Genomic DNA, 24,411 nt, shown 5'->3' with positions numbered 1-24,411 from the left:
GATGATCCCGTTGTCCTTCGCCCAACGCCGGATGTGGTTCCTCCACCGCCTGGAGGGCGCGTCCGCGACGTACAACATCCCGTTCGTCCTGCGCCTGAGTGGGCCACTGGACACGGCGGCGCTGTGCGCGGCCTTCACCGATGTCATCGCGCGGCACGAGAGCCTGCGTACCCTCATCGTCGAGAACGCGGACGGCACCCCCGAACAGCGGGTGCTGTCACCCGAGGAGGCGGTCTTCCAGAGCCGGTTCCTCACCGTCGCCCGCGACGCCTCGCACGCCGCGGTGCAGGCCGCGGTGCGCCAGGGGTTCGACCTGCAGACGCAGATTCCGCTGCGGGCCACGATCTTCCAGGAGGCTCCGCAGGAGCACCTGGTGGCGTTCGTGTTCCACCACATCGCCGCGGACGGGGCGTCGATGGGGCCGTTCCTGCGGGACCTGGTGACGGCGTACTCGACCCGGCTGCGGGGTGCCGCACCACAGTGGGCCCCGCTGCCGGTGCAGTACAAGGACTACACGATCTGGCAGCAACAGCTGCTCGGTGACGAGTCCGACCCGGACAGCATCGCCGCCGCGCAGGTCGAGTACTGGCGTACGGAGCTGGCCGACGTGCCGCAACCGGTGCACCTGCCGCTGGACCGGCCGCGTCCGACGGCGGCCAGCCACCAGGGCGGTCACGTCGACTTCGAGCTCGACGAGGAGTTGCTCACCGGCGTCGCCAAGATCGCCGCTCAGCACGGCGGCACGGCCCCGATGGTCGCCCAGGCGGCGCTGGCGGTACTGCTGCACCATGTCGGCGCCGGCAACGACCTGACGATCGGCAGCCCGATCGAGGGGCGCGCCGACGAGCAACTCGACGACCTGATCGGCTTCTTCGCCAACACCTGGGTGCTGCGCGTCGACCTGTCCGGGAACCCGACGTTCGAGGATCTGCTCAGGCAGGTCCGGGACCGGGCCCTGGCCGCCTACGACAACCAGGACGTACCGTTCGAGCGTCTGGTCGAGCTGCTGAGCCCGGACCGGACCACCGCCTACCAGCCGCTGTTCCAGGTGATGCTGGCCTGGCAGTTCGAATGGGCGCAGGTCGAGCTTCCGGGGCTGCGGGTCACCCCGGTCCCGGCGGGCACCGGGACCGCGAAGTTCGACCTCTTCTTCAACATCGTCCCGGCCCCGGCCGGCGGTGCCTACGGGCGGCTGGAGTACGCGACCGAGCTGTTCGACCCGGCCACGGCCGAGCACCTGGTCGACCGCTATCTGCGGGTGCTGCGGCAGGTGGTCGCCGATCCCGCGGCGCGACTCGCGGCGGTGGACCTGCTCACCGACGCCGAGCGGGACCGGCTGGCCCGGCTGAACCGGACGACGGCACCGGTGCCGGACGCCACGGTCGCGGAGCTGGTCGCCGCCCAGGTGGTCCGCACCCCCGACGCGACGGCGGTGGTGTGCGGACCGACCACGTTGTCGTACCGGGAACTCGACGTCCGCGCGAGCCGGCTGGCCGCGCTGCTGCGGCAGCACGGTGTCGGACCGGAGGTCCTGGTCGCCGTGGCCCTGCCACGATCGGTGGACCTGGTGGTCACGCTGCTGGGCGTGCTCAAGGCCGGCGGGGCCTACCTGCCGATCGACCCGGCCTACCCGGCCGGGCGGGTCGCCCTCCTGCTCGAGGCCGCCCGACCGGCCCTGGTGGTGACCGACGCCGCGACGGCGGCGGTGGTCGCCGGCTCGCCGTCGGTGCTGCGGCTCGACGACCTGTGCCTGGACGGCCCGGTGACGCAGCTGCCGGAGACCGGTGTGCGGCCGGACCATCTCGCGTACGTGATGTTCACGTCCGGGTCGACCGGCGTGCCCAAGGGGGTCGCGGTCACCCACGGCGGTGTGGTCAACGGCGTGTGGGACCTGCGCCGCCGGGTGGGGGTCGAGGCGGGCTCCCGGATGCTGGCCGCGACGTCGGTGAACTTCGACGTCTCGGTCTTCGAGACCTTCACCGCGCTGACCACGGGCGCGAGCATCGAGATCGTCCGTGACGTGCTCGAACTCGCCGAACGTGGCGGCTGGTCGGGAACCACCGTCAGCGCCGTGCCCACGGTGTTCGCCGCCCTGCTGGATCAGCTCGGTTCGGGCCCCGCGGCACGTCCCGCACTCGACGTGGAAACCGTCGTCTTCGCCGGTGAGGCCCTCTCGGCGGATCTGGTCCACGAGGTCCGGCGCGCCCTGCCCGGCGTACGCGTCGTCAACGCGTACGGGCAGACGGAGAGCTTCTACGCCACCACCTACCCGGTTCCGCAGCAGCTGGCCGGCTCCGAAGCGGTGCCGATCGGAGCGCCCCTGGCCAACATGCGCGCCTACGTGCTGGGGCCCGAACTCGCTCCGGTCGCGCCCGGCGTGATCGGTGAGCTGTACGTCGGTGGCCGGCTCGCCCGCGGCTACCACCGCGACGGCGGGTCGACCGCCGACCGGTTCGTCGCCTGCCCCTTCGGCCCGGCCGGTGCGCGCATGTACCGGACCGGCGACCTGGCCCGGTGGGACGACGAGGGTCACCTGCGGTACGCGGGACGCGTCGACACGCAGGTGAAGGTGAACGGCATCCGGGTCGAGCCGACCGAGATCGAGACCGTCCTCACCCGACACCCCGAGGTCGGCCGGGCGGCGGTGACCGTGTGCGAGGACCACAGCGGCCGGGCCCGGCTCGTCGGCTACGTGGCGCCGCCGGAGAGCGCCACCGGTAGCGCTGCGCGACGGGTGGCCGACCTGTCCCAGGCGGAGCTGCGCGCGTTCGCGGCCGAGCGGCTGCCGGACTACCTGGTCCCGGCCCAGTTCGTGGTGCTGGACCGGCTGCCGTTGACGGCGAGCGGAAAGCTGGACCGGGGCGCGTTGCCTGTGCCGGAGTTCGCCGGCACCGAGCACCGGGCGCCGCGCAGCGCGGTGGAGCAACTGCTGGCCGAGGTGTACGCCGACGTCCTGGGCGCCGGGCCGGTGGGCATCGACGACGACTTCTTCACCAGCGGCGGCGACAGTATCCGTTCCATCCAGGTCGCCGCGCGGGCCAAGACGCGTGGCCTGGTCGTCAGCCCACGGGAGATCTTCGAGCACCGCACCGTCGCCCGGCTCGCCGAACTGGTCGACGGCCGGGCGGACGAGGAGCCGGTGACCCTGGCCGAACTCCCGGGCGGCGGCGTGGGCTGGGCGCCGTTGCCGCCGACGGCGGCGCACGTGCTCGCGCTGGGCGGAGGTGTCGGCCGGTTCTGCATGTCCGCGCTGCTCACCCTGCCCGAGGGCATCGACCGGGCCGGACTCGTCGCGACGCTGCAGGCCGTGCTGGACCGGCACGACGTGCTGCGGTCCCGGCTCGACCGGGCCGGGTCCGGCATCGTCATGGCGGCCGTCGGCACCGTGGACGCCGACGTGTTGCTGCGCGACGTCGTCCTCGGCGACGCCGATGTGCGGGTGGAGTTGGACGCGGCCGCGGACCGGCTGGACCCGGACGCGGGCGTGATGGCCCAGTTCGTGCGATTCACCTCGGACACGGACGTGGACCGGCTGCTGATCGTGCTGCACCACCTGGTCGTCGACGGGGTGTCGTGGCGGATCCTGATCCCGGACCTGGCCGCCGCCTGGCAGCGGATCAGTGGCGGCCAAACCACACCACCGGCGGCGGTGGGCACCTCGCTACGGCGGTGGATGTGCGGGCTGGCCGATGCCGCGACCAGCCCGCAACGAGTAGCGGAACTGCCGGCCTGGCAGGAGATCCTGCGGGCCGACGAGCCGGTGCTGGGCGCCCGTCCGCTCGATCCGGCCCGCGACGTCGCGGCCACCGTGGGCACGTTGCGCGTCCAGGTGCCGCCCGAGGTCACGCAGACCCTGCTGACCACCGTGCCCACGGTGTTCCGGGCCGGTGTGGACGCCGGGCTGCTGGCCGGCCTGGCGCTGGCGCTGAGCCGCTGGCGTGCGACCCGGGGCGGGTCGGGCACCTCGACCCTGGTGCGGCTGGAAGGGCACGGCCGGGCCGAACACGTGGTCCCCGGCGCCGACCTGTCGAACACCGTCGGCTGGTTCACCGCGATGTTCCCGGTGCGGCTGGACGTGGCGGGCGTCGACGTGGTGGACGCGTTCGCCGGCGGCCCGGCCGCCGGCCGGGCGATCAAGGCGGTCAAGGAGCAGCTACGGGCCGTGCCGGACAACGGCACGGGTTACGGCCTGCTGCGCCACCTGAACCCGGAGACCGCCAGCGCGCTGGCCGGGACGCGGGAGCCGCAGATCGGTTTCAACTACCTGGGCCGCTCCTCCGGCGCGGACATCCCCGAGGACCTGCGCGGCCTGGGCTGGGCGCCGGACACCGCGTACCGGGATCTGATCGCCGCCCCGGACGCGGACATGCCGGCGTTGTCGGCGCTGGAGATCAACGCGGTCGCCGCGAGCACCGCCGACGGTGACGAGTTGACCGCCTACTTCGGTTTCCCCACCGGCGTGCTCGACCGCGACGAGGTGACCGAACTGGCCGGGCTGTGGGTCGACGCGCTGACCGCCCTGGCACGCCACGCGACCACCCCCGACGCCGGGGGGCTGACCCCGAGCGACGCGCCCCTGGTCGAGGTGAGCCAGGCGGAGATCGACGCGTGGGAGACCCGTTTCGGTGCGTTGGCCACCGTCTGGCCGACCACGCCGGTGCAGTCCGGGATGCTGTTCCACACCATGCTGGCCGGGTCGTCGTTCGACGCGTACCACATGCAGTTGGTCTTCCACCTGTCCGGCGCGGTCGACCCGGAGCGGATGCGCCGGGCCGCGCAGGCGTTGCTGGGGCAGCATGCCAGCCTCCGGGCCGCCTTCGTCGACCGCGCGGACGGCGGGGTGGTGCAGGTGGTGCCGCAGGAGGTGGCCCTGCCGTGGCAGTACCACGACCTGACCACGTTCGACGAGGCGGAGCGGACCGACAGGTTCGAGCGCTTCCTCGCCCACGACCGGTCCGCGCACTTCGACGTGGGCCGCCCACCGCTGATCCGGATGGCCCTGGTCGTCACGACGCCCGGCCGCGCGGAACTGGTGCTGACCGCCCACCACGTGCTGATCGACGGTTGGTCCATGCCGCTGCTGATGCGGGACCTGCTGCTGCTCTACGCCTCCGGCGGCGACCCGGCCGGGTTGCCCGCGTCCGGTGACTTCGGTGAGTTCCTGCGCTGGCGCGCCCAGCAGGACGACGCGGAGTCCGCGCGGGTGTGGGCGGCCGAGCTGGCCGGAATCGAGGAACCCACCCTGCTCGCTCCCGGCTCGGACCAGGTGGCCGTCGAGGGGGTCGGTCAGCTCGCCGTCGCGCTCGACCCGGACGAGGCGCAGGCCCTCGTGCGGCGGGCAGCCGAATGGGGCATCACCGTCAACACCCTGGTCCAGGGTGCCTGGGCGCTGCTGCTCGGCCAGCTCACCGGCCGCCGGGACGTGCTGTTCGGCGCGACCGTCTCCGGGCGTCCGCCCGCGGTGTCCGGTGTCGACTCGACGGTCGGCATGTTCATCAACACCCTTCCGGTACGCGTCGAGTACGCGCCCGGCGACACCGTCGCGGCGGTCCTCACCCGGCTGCAGGGTCGGCAGGCCCGCCTGCTGGAGCACCACTACTACGGATTGACCGAGATCCAGCAGACGGTCGGCCTGTCGTCGCTGTTCGACACGCTCGTCGTCTTCGAGTCCTACCCGGTCGACCGGGACGCGCTCGACGCCGCCACCGACGCCGCGGACGGTGTCGCCTTCACCGGCCTGCGCCCGTCGACGGCCACCAACTATCCGCTGACCCTGATGGCGGCGGCGGATCCGCAGCTCCAACTGCTCCTGCAGTACGCGCGGGGTGTCTTCGGCCCGGAGGCGGTGCAGACGTTGGCGGCGCGTCTCGCCCGGGTCCTGCGGCACATGGTGGCCACCCCGAGCCTGACCGTCGGTCAGCTCGACATCCTGGACCCGGCGGAACGCCACCTGCTGCTCACCGAGGTCAACGACACGGCCACGCCGACTCCGCGGACCACGATCGTCGGGCTCGTCGAGGCCCAGGCGGCACGGACCCCGGACGAGGTCGCCGTGGTCGCCGGGGGCGAGTCGCTCACGTACCGCGAGTTGACCGCCCGGACCGCCCGCCTGGCGGACGAACTGTCCGGCCGTGGCGTGGGCCCGGAGTCGTTGGTGGCGGTGTCGCTGCCGCGCTCGGCGGATCTGGTCGTCGCCCTGCTGGCGATCCTGCGGGCGGGTGGCGCGTACCTGCCGGTCGATCCCCGGTATCCCAGCGCCCGCACCGCCGCCATCCTCGGGGAGGCCCGGCCCTGCCTGGTCCTGACCGACGGCGCGACGGTCGCGGTGCTGCCGGAGCACGACGCGCCGGACGTCCTGCTCGACACGCTCGACCTGGCCGGCGAGCACACCGGCGGTGAACCGCGGGTCCAGGCACAGCAGTTGGCGTACGTGATGTACACCTCCGGCTCCACGGGCCGGCCCAAGGGTGTGGCCATCACGCACGCGAACGTGGTCAACGGCGTGCTGCGGCTCGCGTCCCGGGTGGGCCTGGCCCCCGGCAAGCGGCTGCTCGCCGGCACCTCGGTGAACTTCGACGTCTCGGCGTTCGAGATCTTCACGACACTGGCCACCGGTGGCGTCGTCGAGGTGGTCCGGGACGTGCTGGCCCTGGCCGAGCCGGCGGGCTGGCACGGCAGCGTCATCTCCACCGTGCCGTCCGCCTTCGCCGAACTCGTCGGCGAGATCGCCGGCCGTACCAGTGTGGAGACCGTGGTCTTCGCCGGCGAGGCCCTCCCCGTCTCGCTGGTGGAGAAGACCCGGCAGGCCTTCCCAGGGGTACGTGTGGTGAACGCCTACGGGCAGAGCGAGTCGTTCTACGCCACCACCTGCACGGTCGCCGAGGACGCGGCGAACCCGGCGGGGAGCGTGCCGATCGGCACGCCGCTGGGCAACATGCGGGCCTACGTCCTGGGCCCTGGCCTGGCGCCGGTACCGCCGGGGGTGGTCGGCGAACTGTACGTCGGCGGCAGCGTCGGTCGTGGCTACCACGGCCGGGCCGACCTGACCGCCGAGCGCTTCGTCGCCGACGCCTTCGGCCCGCCCGGTGCCCGGATGTACCGCACCGGCGACCTGGCCCGGTGGAACGACGACGGGCAGCTGGAGTACGCGGGCCGGGGAGACGCGCAGGTCAAGGTGCGCGGCTTCCGGATCGAGCCGGGCGAGGTCGAGACGGTTGTCGGCGCGCACCCGGCGGTCGACCAGGCCGTCGTGGTGTCCCGGCCGGGCGCGGGCACCGGCGCCCGGCTCGCCGCCTACGTCGTGACCGTGGACGAGGTCGACGCCGCGGAACTCAGCCGGTACACCGCCGAGCGGTTGCCGGAGTTCATGGTGCCCGCCGCCTTCGTGCTGCTGGACCGGCTGCCGTTGCTGGCCAACGGCAAGCTGGACCGGTCCGCGCTTCCCGAGCCGGAGTTCAACGGAACCGACTACCGGGCGCCGCGCACCCCGCGGGAGGAGTGCCTGACCCGGCTCTTCGCCGAGGTGCTGGGGTTGGAGCGGGTCGGCGTCGACGACGATTTCTTCGATCTGGGCGGGCATTCGCTGCTCGCCACCCGGTTGATCAGCCGGGCCCGGGCGGAGACCGGAGCGGAGATCCCCATCCGCACGATCTTCGACCGGCCAACGGTGGCCGCGCTCGCCGAATGGCTGGACCGGGCGGGACTGGAAGCACCGGCAGCTCCGCGTCGCCCTCGCTTGCGCAAGATGACCGTAGAGGAGTAAGCACATGATTCCGTTGTCCTTCGCCCAGCGCCGCTACTGGTACCTGCACCAACTGGAGGGTGGCGAGACCTGGAACATGTCGGCGGCCCTGCGGCTGACCGGGGACCTGGACCTGTCCGCGATGGACGCGGCGATCAGGGACGTGGTCGAGCGGCACGAGATCCTGCGCACCACCTACGTGGTGGACGACCAGGGTGAGCCGTACCAGCGGATCCTGCCGGTGGCGGAGGCACTGGCCCGGGTGGAGACGCCGGTGCTGGAGGTGCCACCGGAGGAGGTGTCCGGCGCGGTCGACCGCGCGGTCGCGCACACCTTCGACCTGGCGACCGAGGTTCCGTTCCGGACCAGCCTGATCCGCTCCTCGCCCCGCGAGCACGTCCTCGTCCTGGCCATCCACCACATCGCCACCGACGGCAGCTCCAGTTTCCCGCTGGCCCGGGACCTGGCCACGGCCTACGGCGCCCGGCGGGCCGGCCGAGCCCCGGCGTTCGAGCCGCTGCCCGTGCAGTACAAGGACTTCACGCTGTGGCAGCGGGAGGTGCTCGGTGACCTGAAGGATCCGAACAGCCTCGCCGCGGCGCAGCTGGAGTACTGGCGCAAGGAACTCACCGGCGTACCCCAGCCGCTGAACCTGCCGCTGGATCATCCACGGACGGCGGACCTGAGCACCGACGGTGACGCCGTGGCCTTCGTGGTGCGGCCCGCCGTCACCGCCGGGCTGGAACGCCTCGCCGCCGAGCGTGGCATGACCATGTCGATGATCGTGCAGGCCGCGCTGGCGGTGCTGTTGAGCAAGCTCGGCGGCGGCGAGGACGTGCCGATCGGGTCCCCGATCGCCGGGCGGACCGACGAGGCGCTGGCCGACCTGGTCGGCTGCTTCGTCAACAACCTGGTGCTGCGCGTCGACCTGTCCGGCAATCCGACCTTCCTGGACCTGCTCGCCCAGGTACGCAACAAGGCGCTCACCGCGTACGAGCACCAGGACGTGCCGTTCGACGTGCTGGTCGAGGAGATCAATCCGGACCGTTCCGCCAAGTACCGGCCGATGTTCCAGGTGATGTGCGGCTGGCAGAACTTCGCCAAGCCGGTGCTCGACTTCCCGGGGCTCACGGCCGAGTTCCAGCAGGCCCTCACCACGAAGGCCATGGTCGATCTCTTCTTCAGCATGACCCTGGACGACGTGGCGGGGGTGCTCTACGGCGACATCCAGTACGGGACCAGGCTGTTCGACCGGGACACCGTCGAGGCCATGGCCGAACGGTTCGTCCGCGTCCTGGAGCAGGTGGTCGCCGACCCGACCCGGTGCGTCGGCGACGTCGACGTGCTCAGCGCGGCCGAGCGCGAGCGACTGCTGGTGGAGATGAACGACACCGCCGAGCCGACTTTGGAGGGCGGGCTGCTGGCGGCGGTGCGCCGCCGGGTCCAGGAGTCACCCCAGGCACTCGCCGTGCTCACCGAGGACGACTCGATCACCTACCAGGAACTGGACGTCCGGTCGAACCGGCTGGCGCACTGGTTGGTCGAGCGCGGCGTGCGGGCCGAGTCGCTGGTCGCCGTGTGCCTGCCCCGGACGGTGAACCTGATGGTGGCGCTGCTGGCGGTGCTCAAGGCCGGCGGCGCCTACGTACCGCTGGACCCGGAGCACCCGCGCTCCCGCATCGACCACATCCTGGCCCAGGCGAAGCCGGTGCTGGTGCTCGACGACGACACGCTCGCCGGCGCCGACTGCTCGGGCTGTCCGGACCTGCCGCCGGCGGTGGTCGCGCACCCGGCGAACACCCAGTACGTGATCTACACGTCGGGTTCCACCGGCGCGCCGAAGGGGGTGACGATCCCGCGCGGTGCGGTCGCGAACTTCCTGGCCTCCGTCCAGCGGCGGTTCCCGCTGTCGCCGGGGGAGCGGATGCTGTTCAGCACGACGGTCTCCTTCGACATGGCGAACACCGAGCTGTACCTGCCGTTCGTCACCGGCGCGACGATGGTGATGGCGGCCAAGGAGACCGTCACCGATCCGGCGGCGGTGCTGGCGTACATCCGCCGCAACGAGGTCAGCGTGGTGCAGGCCACGCCGGGTTTCTGGCAGATGCTGCTCGCCCACGACCCGGACGCCGCGCGGGGGCTGCGCATCATGACCGGGGCGGAGGCGGTGCCCGCCCGCCTCGCCGAGACGCTGGCCGCGCAGGCCACCGAGGTGGGCAACTGGTACGGCCCGTCGGAGACGACGACCTGGTCGACCATGGCGCCGCTGACTCCGGGAGCGCCGGTGGCGATCGGCACCCCGATCGGCAACACCCAGGTGTACCTGCTCGACGCACGCTTCTGCCCGGTGCCGCGCGGCGTCGCCGGGGAGGTGTACCTCGCCGGCGACGGCCTGGCCCGTGGCTACCAGGGCCGACCGGACCTGACCGCCGAACGGTTCGTGCCCAACCCGTTCGGGCCGGCCGGATCGCGCATCTACCGGACCGGAGACCTGGCGCGGTGGAACCGGGCCGGTCAGCTGGAGTACATCGCGCGCACCGACTTCCAGGTGAAGGTCCGGGGCTTCCGGATCGAGCTGGGGGAGATTGAGCACGTGCTGGCCGGGCACCCCGGCGTGGCGCAAGCCGCGGTCGTGGTGCGCGAGAACCAGCAGGGCGACAAGAGCATCGTGAGCTACGTGGTGCCGGCGCCCACCGGAGGTGTCGCGGCTGACCAGCTCCGCACCGAACTCACCACGTACCTGCGCGGACGCCTGCCGGACTACATGGTGCCGGCCACGGTGATTCCCCTCGCCGAGTTGCCGCTCACGCCGAACGGCAAGCTCGACCGTCGGGCGCTGCCCGAGGAGGACACCAGCAAGGCGACCGGTCGACAGGCACGCACCTCGCAGGAGCAGCGGCTGTGCGCGATCTTCGGCGAGCTGCTCGGCCGGGAGACCGTCGGGGTGGACGAGGACTTCTTCGCCCTCGGCGGGCACTCGCTGCTGGCCACCCGGCTCAGCGTGCGCATCCGCAAGGAGTTCGGCATCGAGTTCCCACTCCGTACGATCATCAAGTTCCCCACCGTGGCCGAGCTGGCGTCGCTGCTGCTGATCGGTCAGCCCGCCGGGGAGATCGCCGACCCGCTCGGCGTGGTGCTGCCGCTCAACATCGACCCCGGCACGGGCAAGCCGCCGCTGTGGTTCTTCCACGGGGGAGGCGGGCTGGGCTGGGCGTACTTCAGCTTCGTGGTGCACGTGCCGGACCGGCCGGCGTACGCCCTGCAGTCGCGCGGCTACAACGGCGTGGGTGAGCTGGTGTCGTCGGTCGAGGAGATGGTCGACGGCTACATCGAGGAGATGCTGAAGATCCAGCCGGACGGTCCGTTCCACCTGATCGGCTGGTCCTACGGTGGCACCGTGGCCCAGGCCGTCGCGGCCGGCCTCGCCCGGCGCGGGCACGAGATCGCCCTGACGGCCATCCTCGACTCGCAGCCCGGCGGGCACGGCTGGACCGAGATCCACGCCAACAAGACCGTCGAGGACTACCGGGACGAGCTGGAGGACTTCTTCGGTCAGTACATCGGCACCGACAACCAGCAGGACTCCATCGACGTCATGGCCCGGGTACTGGCCAACAACTCCCAGCTCATGATGACGTTCGAGTCGCCGGTCTACGACGGTGACGTGCTGTTCTTCAACGCGGTGCTCAAGGACGACCTGTACGCGAACCTGTGGCGGCCGTACGTCCTCGGCGCCATCGAGGAGTACGACGTGCACGCCACGCACCACGAGATGAACCTGCCCGGCCCGGTGGCCGAGATCTTCGAGGTCATCAACCGCAAGCTCGCGGCGCAGTGAACCGACAACCGGCGAAGGACAGGAGCTGATCTGAGATGACAGGGCAGGGCGCGACCGATGAGGCGCGGGAACGCGGCACGCTGTTGTGCGTGCCGTTCGCGGGAGCGGGTGCTTCCTTCTTCCACCCGTGGCGCGAGCTGGCGGCCGGCCGGTGGCGCGTCACCTCCGTGGAGCTGCCGGGCCGGGAACGGCGATTCCTGGAGGAGCCGTACCGCAACGTGGTGGAAGCGGCCCGGACCGAGGTCGACACCATCGCCGCCGACCTCGGCGCCGGTACCCGGACCGTGCTGTTCGGACACAGCCTGGGCGCGGTGCTCGCGTACGAGCTGGTGCCCCTGCTGAGCAGCCGGGGCGTCGTGGTGGAGCGGCTGATCGTCAGCGGTTCACCGGGGCCGTGGACGCAGCGCGAGCGGCGGGCGGCCGGGCTACCGGACGAGGAGTTCCTCGCCCGGGTCGAGGAGTTCGCCGGCTTCCGGCACGAGGCGCTCGACCATCCGGAGATGCGGGAGCTGATCCTTCCCGCCTTGCAGGCCGACTGCGAGATGCACGAGGCCTACCTGCCGAGCTTCGACGGGCCGGTAGCGGTGCCGATCTGCTCGCTGCGCGGTGACTCCGACGGTCTGGTGACCGCCGCCGAGGCCCGGCAGTGGCAGACGGCGACCACCGGCGAGTTCAGCTACGTGGAGTTTCCCGGCGACCACATGTACCTGGTGGATCAGGGTCGGGAGGTGCTCGACGTCATCGAGCAGGTCAGCACCGGCAGGAGCCCGGCACCGGTCTGAGGCGAACGCGACCGACGAACGACAGGGCCCCGAGCGACGCTCGGGGCCCTGTACCGATGTCGGGTGCCTCGTCATCGACCAGGTCGCACCGGACCGAACCAGGTGGCGAGGGCGGCCCGCAGCGCCGCGGTGTCCAGCGGCTCGTCGGCGGAGGCCGCCCAGGCGACGTGACCGTCCGGGCGGACGAGCAGCGCGGCCGGTGCGGGCAGCTCGTCGAGGTCCGGGACGATCCAGTGGTCGTCCCCGCTCGTCGCCTCGACCAGGTCGACCCGATCGGCCCAGCCGTCGGCCGCTGCGGCGACCTCGGTGCTGCCGTGCAGATCGACGAGCACCGGTCGGGCGGCGTGCAGCAACTCGTACATCCGGGTGGCGCCACCGGCCGTCTTGAGGTCGACGTCGGGAACCCGACGGCCGGCCAGCGGGTGATCGCCGTCGACCGGGTAGCGGAGGTTCAGCGCGGTCAGCTTGCCGCACAGCTGCCGGTTGACGTCGTCGAACTGCAGCAGTTCGCCGAAGACGTCGCGCAGCGCCTCCGTGTGCGGGCCGGGGCGGGCCAGCGCCGACTGCGCCCGGGTGTTGTGCAGCACGCGCTCGCCGACCGGGTGGCGCTCGTGGTGGTAGGTGTCCAGCAGGCTCTCCGGGGCCTGGCCGTTGACCACCGCGGCGAGCTTCCACCCGAGATTGACCGCGTCCTGCACGCCCAGGTTCAGCCCCTGCCCGCCGGCCGGGAAGTGGATGTGCGCGGCGTCGCCGGCCAGCAGCACCCGACCGGCCCGGTAGCGGTCGGCCTGGCGCGCGGCGTCGCTGAACCGGGAGACCCACCGCGGGTTGCGCATCCCGAAGTCGGTGCCGGCGAGCCTGAGCAGCGACTCGCGGAGCTGCTCGAACGTCACCGGCTCGTCGCGGTCGACGACGCGGTCGTACTCGGAGGCGATGACCCGGTACCAGCCCGGCTCGAAGGCGATCACCGAGTAGTCGCCGGTGGGGCAGCGGCGCACCCAGATGTAGTCCTCGGTCAGCTCCGGAAGCTCGACGTCGCCGATCAGCGCCGTCATCGTCGCCGACGTGCCCACGAAGTCGATGCCCGACAGTTTGCGTACGGCGCTGCGTCCGCCGTCGCAGCCCACCAGATAGCGGGCGCGCAGCGTACGCGTCGGTCCCGGCGCGGTGCCCAGTTCGACGGTCACCCCGGCACCGTCCTGGCTGATTCCGGTCACCTCGGACGACCGTTGGATACGCACACCCAGCGCGACGGCCCATTCCTCGAGCAGCCGTTCGATGTCGGTCTGCAGGATCATCAACGGATAGGGGTGCCGCGACTCCGCCTCGTCGAACTCCAGATAAAGACCGGAGAAATGGCCTACGGGTTGCGGAACGCCGATGTCCGTGAAGCGATCCAGGATCCCACGCTGGTCCAGCACCTCCAGGGTGCGCGAGTGCATTCCGCCGGCCCGCGACTCGCCCGTCGGCTGCGCGAGCCGCTCCACCACCAGCACATCGACACCCGCCAGGCGGAGTTCGCAGGCCAGCATCAGACCGGTGGGTCCGGCACCGGCGATCACCACGTCCGCATCCACACCGCTGTCTTCCACGTCGTTCCCCTCACGTCCCTGCGCCATGTGTCGTCGAATTACCGTCACGGTCACCCGCCGACGGCCGTGAGGCAACCGGCGGCGGCGCCGGGGCGGCCCGCGTTCGGTCCACCTTGTACTGTCCCGCCAGCGGGACGGCTACGCGTTGGTCACCTCGACCGCACCCCCGGTGAACCCCTGTATTCGCCTTTACCGGTGTTCCCGTACGAAGAATCGCGCCACACTCGAACCGGCCACCAAGGAATTGCCTCGTCGCATGAGGCGACTTCCGTCAGTGGCACTTTCCGCACGCCGCATGGTGGTGTCGGCGGTGCCGGCCCGAATCGGGCCGAAAAGGATCGGAAAGACAATCCCGACCGGCGGACCAAAGGGAGCTGAAGAATGGAATCGTCACCACGGACGGACCACCAGAATGGTGGCGGCGGCGCAGCCGTGGCGCGACCCGTCCCGCAGGCGCAGGCCATCGCGGACCTGTGGTCGGAGTATCTCGGCGCCGAGGCCAAGGAGGACGACGACTTCTTCGCGCTCGGTGGCACCTCGCTGGCCGGTATCAAGATCATCGACCGGATGGCCGATGACTACGGCGTACGGCTGTCCGTCCGGGCCTTCTACCTGGCGCAGACACCGGCCCGGGTCGCCGAGCTGATCGCACAGGGCAGGGCCGGGACGTGAGGCTCACCCCGGGTCCCGCCCGCGACATCGACCTGGACACCGTCGATCTGTTCGACCTGGACCTCTACTCCCACGGCGACCCGCATCCCGTCTGGGACGTGATGCGGGCCAAGGCGCCGCTGCACCACCAGGTCCTGCCCGACGGTCGGGAGTTCTGGTCGGTGACCCGGTACGAGGACGTCTGCCGGGTGCTCGGCGACCACCGTGAGTTCACCTCCGAGCGGGGCACGGTCCCCACCCACCTGGGCACCGACGACCCGGCCGCGGGCAGGCTGCTGACCTCGACCGACCCGCCGCGCCACACCCGGGTACGCCGCGCCATCGGCGCCAAACTCACCGCGCGGGCGGTGGCGCCCTGGGCCGAGACCATCCGCACCACCGTGGTGGAGTTCCTCGAGCCGGCGCTCGACGGGGAGGTCTTCGACCTGGCCGACCGGGCGCTGCTGCTGCCGGCGTTGGTCACCGGCCCCCTGCTCGGCATCCCCGAGCGGGACTGGCAGGAGCTGGTGGAGCTGACCGCGATGGTGACGGCTCCCGCCGACCCGCACTTCCAGCACGGCAGCGAGGCCGCGACCCTGGCGATCGCCCACCACGAACTCATCACCTACGTCACCGAGTGGGTACGGCGGCGGCGGGCGGGCGGTGGCGACGACGGCAGTCTGCTCGACCACCTGATGAACCTCAGCGTGGAGGGCACGCCGCTGACCGACGAGGAGATCGCCCTCGACGGCTACAGCATCCTGCTCGGCGCCAACGTGACCACACCGCACACCGTGTCCGGCACGGTCGAGGCGCTGATCGAGCGGCCGGAGCAGTTCGCCCGGGCACAGGCCGACCCGTCGCTGATCCCGAACCTGGTGGAGGAGGGACTGCGCTGGACGTCCGCGGCGTGCAACTTCATGCGGTACGCGGTGGACGACGTCCAGATCGGCGGCGGCACCATCCCGGCGCGCGCCGCGGTCGTCGCCTGGATCGGTTCGGCCAACCGGGACGAGCTGCAGTTTCCCGATCCGCATGTGTTCGACATCAACCGCGTCGGCGCGAAGCGTCAGGTCGCGTTCGGCTTCGGCCCGCACTTCTGCATCGGCGCGCCGCTGGCCCGGATGACGCTGCGGATCTTCTTCGAGGAGCTGCTCGACCGGTTCGGCGCCATCGAACTAGCCGGTGAGCCGCAGCACCTGCGGTCGTACTTCATCGCCGGGATGACCCACCTGCCCATCGTCGCCCAGAAACGGCCGACATCATGACCGTCAGCACCGTCTCGCCGTGGTTCATCCGGCAACCGTCCACCGCGCATCCGTCCCGGATCTTCTGCCTGCCCTTCTCCGGGGCCGGGGCCTCGGCCTTCAACGGTTGGCCCGCCACGCTCGGCGACGCCGAGATCTGCCCGGTGCAGTTCCCCGGCCGGGAGAACCGGCTGGCCCATCCGCACTACGGCACCTACGAGAACCTCGCCGACGGCCTCGTCGACGCGCTGTCACCGACGCTCGACCGCCCGTTCGCGCTGTTCGGCCACTGTGCCGGCGCCCTGCCGGCCTTCGAGGCCGTGGTTCGGCTGGCCGCACGTGGCCTGCCCGGCCCGGAGTGCCTCTTCGTGTCGGGCCAGCCGGCCCCGCACGACGCGTCGCGCGACCGGATGCTCGCGATGAGCGAGCCGGAGCTGCGCCGGGAGGTGGAGGCGTTCCTGCGTGGGCGGGGCATCGACCCCCGGCCGGACATGATCGACATGGGTCTGTCGGTGCTGCTCGACGACCATGCCGCCGCCGCGCGGTACCGGCGGGCGGAGCCGGTCCGGCTGGCCTGCCCGATCGTCGTCGTGCACTGGCGGGACGACCCCGAGGTGAGCCTCGACGAGCTGGCCGGATGGCGCCACTACTCCGACTCGGTGCAGTTCCGGGTCGTCGCCGGCGGTCACTACGACTTCATGGACGCGCCCGACGAACTTCGAGATCTGTTGACCACCTGGCGGTGACGGCGGCACGGCGCGACGAGAGTCGTCCGCCGTGCGGAGCGGAAGGAAATCGCATGGTTAGGGCAGGAGCGGACATCGCGGTGATCGGGATGTCGTGCCGCTTTCCCGGCGTGCCCGGCTTGACGGAGTTCTGGCGTCTGCTGGTCAACGGCGAGTCGACCGTCGCGACGTTCCCGGAACACCGGCTGACCGGTTCGACGGTCTCGTCCCACCCGGACGCCGCGACCCTGACGACCGGGTCGTTCCTCGACGCCATCGACGGATTCGACGCGGCCTTCTTCGGCACCGGCGGCGCGGAGGCGGCGGCCATGGACCCCACCCAGCGGCTGGGGCTGGAGCTGGCCTGGGAGGCGGTCGAGGACGCCCGCATCCCGGCGACCGCGCTCGCCGGCCGCGAGGTCGACGTCGTGGTGAGCACCGCGCCCTCCGGGTACGACCTGCTCCGCAAGCTGTCCGGCAGCGACCGGGACGACCACTACGCCGCGCTCGGGTCGAGTGGTGCGTTGATCGCGAACCGGATCTCCAGCCTCCTCGACGTCCGGGGCATGAGCTTCTGCGCGGACTCCGGCCAGTCCTCCTCGCTGGTGGCGCTGGCGTTGGCCTGCGACCGGATCCGCAGCGGCGCGGTCGAGCTGGCCATCGCCGGCGGCGTACACCTGATCACCGATCCTGAGGCGGGCATCAGCCTGGCCAATCTGGGCGCGTTGTCGCCCGACGGCCGCTGCTTCACCTTCGACGAGCGGGCCAACGGTTTCGTCCGCGGCGAAGGCGGGGCGATCGTCGTGCTCAAGCGGTTGGACCTCGCCGTCGCCGACGGCGACCACATCTACGCGGTGGTCCGGGGCTGGGGTGTCGCCAGCGGCGGAGCGTCCAGCCGGATGCCGGACCCCAGCCCCAGCGGCCAGGCCGCGGCCACCCGCACCGCGCTGGAGCGTGCCGCCGTCGACTTCGGCGACGTCGACTACGTCGAGGCGCACGGTACCGGCACCCGGCTCGGTGACCCGGCCGAACTCGCCGGCCTGCGCGAGGTCTTCCGGCAGACCGGCCGCACCCGCCCGCTGGCCGTCGGGTCGGTGAAGACCAACGTGGGCCACCTGGAACCGGCCGCGGGGATCGTCGGCTTCGTCAAGACGGCGCTCTGCCTGGACCGCGGGCAACTGGTCCCGAGCCTGAACTTCCGGTCGCCGAACCCCGCCGTCGCCGACTTCGGGCGGGACTTCGAGGTCGCCCGCGCCGCCCAGCCCTGGCCGGGGCAGCCCGGCCGGCCCCGCCGGGCCGGGGTGTCGGCGTTCGGCATGGGTGGCACCACCGCACACGTGATCCTCGAACAGGCGCCCGGGCAACCGGACACTCCCACCGCCGCGCAGACCGCCGGGGTGCTGCCGTGGGTGCTCTCGGCCCGGTCGCCGGAGGCGCTCCGGGCGCAGGCGGCCCGGCTGCGCGAGTTCGTCGCCGCGGACACCTCGCTGTCGGCGGCCGACGTGGCGTACTCGCTCGTGGCGACGCGGACCACGTTCGCGCACCGGGCGGTGGTGCTCGGTGACGGACGCGAGGCGGCGCTGGCCGGTCTCGACCTGGTGGCCGGCGGGCAGAGCGCCGCCCGGGCGGTCCGCGGGGTGGTCGACGGGCCGGTCGGCCCCACCGTCTTCGTCTTCCCCGGCCAGGGATCCCAGTGGCAGGGCATGGGCCGGCAGCTGTACGCGGAGTCCGAGGTCTTCGCCGGTGCCATCGACGACTGCGCCCGGGCCTTCCAGCTGTGGCTCGACTGGTCCCTGGTGGACGTGGTGACCGGCGCCGAATCGGCGGCCTCGCTGGACCGGATCGACGTCATCCAGCCGGCGCTGTTCGCGATGATGGTGTCGCTGGCGCGGGTGTGGCGCTCGCTCGGCGTGGTGCCCGACGCGGTGGTGGGGCATTCGCAGGGCGAGATCGCCGCGGCGTACGACTGCGGGGCGATCTCGCTCGACGACGCCGCACGGATCGTCAGCGTGCGCAGCCAGGCCATGGCCGAGCTGACCGGCTGCGGTGGGATGACCGCGGTGGCCGCGTCGCCGGACTGGGTCCGGGACCGGCTGGCGCGGTGGTCCGGGCGGCTGTCGGTCGCCGCGGTCAACGGGCCCAGCTCCGTCGTGATCTCCGGCGAGGTGCCGGCCCTCGACGAGTTCGCCGAGCTGGCCGGCGCCGAGGGCGTCCGGGTACGCCGGGTCAAGGTCGACCTGGCCGGCCACTCCCACTACCTCGAACCCCTCCGGGAGACGTTGCTCGACGCCATCGCGGACGTCACGTCCCGGGAGTCGGCGGTCAGGTTCTACTCGACCGTCACCGGCGGCCCGTTCGACACCCGAGGGCTGGACAGCGCCCACTGGTACGCCAACCTGCGCTCGATGGTCCGGTTCGGCGAGGTCGTCGAGCAGCTGATGGCGGTGCCCGGGACCGTGTTCGTGGAGGTCAGCCCGCATCCGGTGCTCCAGCTGGCGATGGCCGAGACCGCTGACGCGCTGGCCGCCTCTCCGGTGCTGGTCAACACCCTGCACCGGGACGACGCCGGCCTGCTCAAGGTGTACGGCTCGCTGGCCGAGCTGCACGTGCGGGGCCTGCCCGTCGATTGGAGCGCGGCCTGCGGCCTCCGGCCCGCCCGCCGGATCGGCCTACCGACCTATCCGTTCCAGCGGCAGCGGTACTGGCTGACCGCCGACGACGCCGCCACGTCGCCCGGTGCTCCGGCACCGGCCGACGGCGTCCGCCCGGACAGCGAGGCGTCCGCCCTGGGCCTGGTGTGCGCCGAGGCGGCGGCGATGCTGAGCACGACGAAACCGGGCCTGACCCCGGCCGTACTCACGGCGCGGTCGGCACAGACCTTCCGCGACCTCGGCTTCGACTCCGCCATGGTGGTCGGACTCCGCAACCGGCTGGCCGGGGTCACCGGGCTACGGCTCTCTGCCACGGTCGCCTTCACCTACCCAACGCCGCAGGCGCTGGCGGCACACCTCTTCGCTCTGGTCGAACCGCCGAAGCCGGACCCGCCGGCCGAGCCGGCGGAGCTCGACGACCGCGCCGACGACGAGCTGTACGCGCTCATCGACCGCGGATACCTGTAGTCACGTCCGTTCTCGTCCAACCGTAAACGTTAGGGAGGGCCCGGTGGAGGATCTCGACAAGCTCCGGTCCTACTTGCGACGTGCCGTCAGTGACGCGCAGCAGCTGCGCGACCGGGTACGTCACCTGGAGGAGTCCGCTCGCGAGCCGATCGCGGTGGTGGGCGTGGGGTGTCGCTTCCCGGGCGGCGTCGCGTCTCCCGAGGACCTGTGGGACATCGTCTCCGGCGGCGTGGACGCCCTGGGCGACCTGCCGTTGGACCGGGGGTGGAACCTGGCGTCGCTGTCCGGCCCGGAACCCGACGCGGCCGGGACGACGTACCCACGGGCCGGCGGCTTCCTGGCCGACCTCGCCGGGTTCGACGCGCCGTTCTTCGGGATCAGCCCGCGCGAGGCGCTGGCCATGGACCCGCAGCAACGGCTGATGCTGGAGATCTCCTGGGAGGCCCTGGAACGGGCGGGTATCGATCCGACCGGACTGCGTGACACCGACACCGGTGTGTTCACCGGCCTCTACCCCGTCGACTACGGCCCCCGCATGGGTAGCGGCGCCGCCGGCGAGGTCCAAGGGTACACGCTCACCGGAACGTACCCCAGTGTGGCGTCGGGTCGGGTGGCCTACGTGCTGGGCCTGGCGGGTCCGGCGGTGTCGACCGACACCGCCTGCTCGTCGTCGCTGACCGCCATCCACCAGGCGGTGCGTTCCCTGCGCTCCGGGGAGTGCGCGCTCGCGCTGGCCGGTGGGGTGTCCACGATGCCGACGCCCGGCGTGCTCGTCGAGTTGGGCCGGCAGCGGGGTTTGTCGGTGGATGGGCGGTGTAAGGCGTTCGCGGATGCGGCGGATGGTACGGGTTTTTCGGAGGGTGCTGGGGTTCTGGTTTTGGAGCGGTTGTCGGATGCGCGGCGTCATGGTCGTCGGGTGTGGGCGGTGATTCGTGGTTCGGCGGTTAATCAGGATGGTGCGTCGAATGGTTTGACGGCGCCGAATGGGTTGGCGCAGCAGCGGGTGATTCGTGCGGCGTTGGCGGATGCGGGTTTGCGTGTTGGTGATGTGGATGTGGTGGAGGCGCATGGGACTGGTACGCGGTTGGGGGATCCGATTGAGGCGCAGGCGTTGTTGGCGACGTATGGGCAGGGTCGGGATTCTGGTGTGCCGGTGTGGTTGGGGTCGTTGAAGTCGAATATTGGTCATACGCAGGCTGCGGCGGGTGTGGCTGGTGTGATCAAGATGGTGATGGCGTTGCGGTGTGGGGTGTTGCCGCGGACGTTGCATGTGGATCGGCCGTCGTCGCATGTGGACTGGTCGGTTGGTGCGGTGGAGTTGTTGACGCAGGCGCGGCCGTGGGTTGGTGGTGGGGGTCGGGTGCGGCGGGCGGGTGTGTCGGCCTTCGGCATCAGTGGGACGAATGCGCATGTGATTGTGGAGGAGGCGCCGGCTTTGGAGGGGCCGGTGGCTGGTGGTGGGGTGCCGGTTGTCGGTGGTGTGGTGCCGTGGGTGGTGTCGGGGCGTTCGGAGTCGGCGTTGCGGGCGCAGGCGGCCCGGTTGCGGGATTTCGTGGCGGGTGCGCCGGATGTGGATGTGGCGGATGTGGCGCATTCGTTGTTGTCGACGCGGTCGTTGTTCGAGCATCGGGCGGTGGTCCTCGGCCAGACCCGCGAGGAACTGCTCGCCGGACTCACCACGACAGCCGACGGAACCGATGGCCCGTCCGCACCGGCGACGCCGGGTGGCCGGACGGTGTTCGTCTTCCCCGGGCAGGGTTCGCAGTGGGTGGGCATGGGGCGCGAGTTGTACGTGTCGTCGCCGGCCTTCGCGCGCCGCATGCAGGAATGCGCCGACGCACTGTCGCCCCATGTGAGCTGGTCGCTGCTGGACGTCCTCGACGACGCCGAGGCACTGCACCGGGTGGACGTCATCCAGCCCGTGCTGTGGGCCGTCATGGTGTCGCTGGCCGAGGCGTGGCGCTCCTGGGGCGTCGAACCGGCCGCCGTGATCGGCCACTCGCAGGGCGAGATCGCCGCCGCCTGTGTCGCCGGCGCCCTGACCCTGCCGGACGCGGCCAAGGTGGTCGCACTGCGGTCGAGGGCGATTCTGGCGCTGTCGGGTCGCGGCGGGATGGTGTCGGTCGGGCTGCCGGTCGACGCCGTACGGGCCCGCCTGACCGAAGGGCTGTCGGTGGCGGCGGTCAACGGGCCGTCGTCGGTCGTGGTCTCCGGTGAGGTCGCCGCGCTCGACGCGCTCCTGGCCCGGTGCGACGCGGAGGGGGTGCGGGCCCGGCGGATCCCGGTGGACTACGCCTCGCACTCCGCCCAGGTGGACGACGTACGCGACGAGTTGGCCCGGGTGCTGGCGGGAATCACCCCGCGACCGTCCGAGGTGCCGTTCTTCTCCACGGTCACCGCCGACTGGCTGGACACCACCCGGCTCGACGCCGGGTACTGGTACACCAACCTGCGGCACACGGTGCGCTTCGAGGAGGCCACCCGGTCCCTCGCCGACCAGGGCTTCACCTTCTTCATCGAGGCGTCCGCCCACCCGGTGCTGACCGTCGGCATCGCCCAGACGCTGGACAGCACGGACGTCACCGGCACGGTGGTGGGCACGCTGCGCCGCGACGAGGGCGGCCTCGATCGCCTGCTCCGGTCGGCGGCCGAGGCGTTCGTGGCGGGCCTGCCGGTGTCCTGGGACGCCGCCCTGCCCGACCGGGACGGTCGGTGGACGCCGTTGCCGACCTACCCGTTCCAACGACAGCGGTACTGGTTGAACACCCCGCACGACGGTGCCGCCGAGCCCGGACCGGACCAGCGGACCGACCGGCTGTACCAGGTGGACTGGCTGCCCCGCGCCGTCGACACCGCCGAGCCGGCCGGGCGGCACGTGGTCCTGGAGCCGTCCGAGACCGCCCTCGCCGGCCTCGACGACCCACCCCCGGTCGTCATCGTCTCGGTCGCGGGTGCGCCCGAGGCGGGCCCCGACACACCGGCGACCGTCGAGGACCGCCTGCACCGGCTGCTCCGGTGGTTGCCGCGCTGGCTCGGCGACGACCGCTTCGCCGACTCCCGGCTGGCCATCGTGACGCGCGACGCGATCCAGGACGAGCAGGTCGTCGCCCCGGATCTAGCCGCGACCGCGATCTGGGGATTCGTGCGGAGCGCGCAGACCGAGAACCCGGACCGGATCACGCTCGTCGACGTCGACGACCAACCCACGTCGTGGGAGCTCGTCCCGGCGGCCGTCGCGACCGGAGAGACCCAGATCAAGATCCGGACCGGTGTGCTGAGCACTCCGCGGCTGGCCCACGCCGACGGCAACCGCGCCGCGCCGCACCACCCCGGCCGACCGTCGTCGCGCCCGGACGACGCCATGCTCGGAGCCGGCACGGTGTTGATCACCGGCGGCACCAGTGGACTGGGCGCCATGCTGGCCCGCCACCTCGTACGGCGGCACGGCGTCCGTCGACTCCTGCTGACCAGTCGCCGCGGGCCGACGGCCCCGGCCGCGGCAGGTCTACGCCAGGCGCTGACCGAGGCGGGTGCCGAGGTCGAGGTGGTGGCCTGTGACATCACCGACCGGGCCTCGGTGGCCGAGCTGATCGCGGCGGTGCCGGCCGACCACCCACTGACGGCGGTGATCCACTGTGCCGGGATCCTGGACGACGGGGTCGTGGTGACCTTGACCGAGGACCAGATCGACACGGTGCTGGCGCCGAAGGTCCGCGGCGCGTGGCACCTGCACGAGCTGACCAGACACCTGAACCTCTCCGCGTTCGTCCTGTTCTCGTCGATCGCGAGCGTGCTGGGCACCGCCGGGCAGGCGAACTACGCGGCGGCCAACGCCTTCCTCAACGGTCTGGCGGAGGTCCGCCGGGCGGCAGGGCTGCCCGCCAGCTCCCTGTGCTGGGGCTTCTGGGCCGAGCGCAGTGAGATGGTCGCCGAACTCGGCGACGCGGACCTGGTTCGGCTGCGTCGGCAGGGTGTGCTGCCGTTGTCCTCGGACCAGGGCCTCGCGCTCTTCGACGCGGCACTCGACCACGACCGGGCGGTGCTGGTGCCCGCCCGCCTGGGGCAGCCGTCGCCGCACACACCCGACGGCGAACGGCTGGCCTCGCCGCTGCTGCGGGGTCTGCTCGCGGCGCCGGTCGAGGGCACCGACCCGGCAGCCGATGCCGCCGCAGAGCCGGCACTCGTGCGGCGCCTCCGCACGCTGCCGCCGGACGAGGCGGAGACGGTGCTGCTGGACGCCGTCCGCACCCAGACCGCGTTGGTGCTCGGGCACTCCGACGTCAAGACGGCCGGTGCCAGCACGGCCTTCAAGGAACTGGGCATCGACTCGCTGACCGCGTTGGAACTGCGGAACAAGCTGTCGGCGATCGTCGGCGGCAAACTGCCCGCCACGATGGTCTTCGACCATCCGAACCCGCGCGCGCTCACCAAGTTCCTGCTCACCCGGATCGCTCCGGACGCCGGCACCGACACCGGCTCCGTCGTCGATCGGCTGACCAGGGAGATCGAGGCGCTGGGCAACCAGCTCGACGACGTGTACCTCGGTCTCGGGCCCGAGGAGCAGGCGAGCATCGCCGCGCTGCTGGGTGAGTTGCGCGGCCGGGTGACGGCGAAGACGGGCGTTGGCGCACCGGTCGGCATCGTCGACCGGATCAGTTCGGCCTCGGCGGGAGAGCTGCTCTCGCTGCTGGACCACGAGCTCGGCTAGGGGAAGAG

Annotated in this window: 9 protein-coding genes; 8 read left to right on the top strand and 1 reads right to left on the bottom strand. The window is 71.9% G+C overall.

Annotated features, from left to right (window positions below):
- Position 1: 1 nt before the first annotated feature.
- Genes O7605_RS28625 through O7605_RS28615 form a run of 3 tightly spaced genes read left to right on the top strand, consistent with a single transcriptional unit; the run spans position 2 to position 12,361 of the window.
- Positions 2–7,762 (top strand): non-ribosomal peptide synthetase, encoded by a 7,761-nt coding sequence (locus tag O7605_RS28625; protein ID WP_269742072.1) that lies wholly within the window; start codon positions 2–4, stop codon positions 7,760–7,762.
- A gap of 4 nt (positions 7,763–7,766) precedes the next feature.
- The gene (locus O7605_RS28620) at positions 7,767–11,579 is read left to right on the top strand and encodes a non-ribosomal peptide synthetase (RefSeq protein ID WP_269742071.1); all 3,813 of its coding nucleotides are present in this window, start codon (positions 7,767–7,769) and stop codon (positions 11,577–11,579) included.
- A gap of 35 nt (positions 11,580–11,614) precedes the next feature.
- Entirely contained in the window at positions 11,615–12,361 is a 747-nt protein-coding gene (locus tag O7605_RS28615; RefSeq protein ID WP_269742070.1) for a thioesterase II family protein, read from the top strand.
- 71 nt (positions 12,362–12,432) lie between these two features.
- Here the strand turns inward: O7605_RS28615 and O7605_RS28610 are convergent, their stop codons facing one another.
- Positions 12,433–13,953 carry an FAD-dependent monooxygenase gene (locus O7605_RS28610; protein ID WP_269742069.1) on the bottom strand — a complete coding sequence of 507 codons (1,521 nt, stop codon included), beginning with the start codon at positions 13,951–13,953 and terminating at the stop codon, positions 12,433–12,435.
- Positions 13,954–14,334: 381 nt separating this feature from the next.
- On the opposite strand from O7605_RS28610, the gene O7605_RS28605 reads away from it, so the two are divergent.
- From O7605_RS28605 to O7605_RS28585, 5 genes are read left to right on the top strand one after another with little or no spacing between them, the layout of a single operon-like run.
- The gene (locus tag O7605_RS28605; RefSeq protein WP_210823779.1) at positions 14,335–14,625 is read left to right on the top strand and encodes an acyl carrier protein; all 291 of its coding nucleotides are present in this window, start codon (positions 14,335–14,337) and stop codon (positions 14,623–14,625) included.
- Complete coding sequence (locus O7605_RS28600; RefSeq protein WP_269742068.1) at positions 14,622–15,872, top strand: cytochrome P450; 1,251 nt, start codon at positions 14,622–14,624, stop codon at positions 15,870–15,872. Before O7605_RS28605 ends, O7605_RS28600 begins: the two co-directional genes overlap by 4 nt.
- Positions 15,869–16,597, top strand: coding sequence for a thioesterase II family protein (locus tag O7605_RS28595; RefSeq protein ID WP_269742067.1), 729 nt, complete (start codon positions 15,869–15,871; stop codon positions 16,595–16,597). Before O7605_RS28600 ends, O7605_RS28595 begins: the two co-directional genes overlap by 4 nt.
- Before the next feature lie 53 nt (positions 16,598–16,650).
- Positions 16,651–19,695 (top strand): type I polyketide synthase, encoded by a 3,045-nt coding sequence (locus tag O7605_RS28590; RefSeq protein ID WP_269742066.1) that lies wholly within the window; start codon positions 16,651–16,653, stop codon positions 19,693–19,695.
- 43 nt (positions 19,696–19,738) lie between these two features.
- On the top strand, positions 19,739–24,403 hold the full coding sequence (locus tag O7605_RS28585; protein WP_269742065.1) for a type I polyketide synthase: 4,665 nt from the start codon (positions 19,739–19,741) through the stop codon (positions 24,401–24,403).
- Positions 24,404–24,411: the final 8 nt, after the last annotated feature.

Source organism: Verrucosispora sp. WMMA2121, from assembly GCF_027460185.1.
Lineage (GTDB): Bacteria > Actinomycetota > Actinomycetes > Mycobacteriales > Micromonosporaceae > Micromonospora > Micromonospora palythoicola.
The sequence above is the reverse complement of the archived record's forward strand: the minus strand, read 5'-3'. Positions and strand labels throughout refer to the sequence as shown.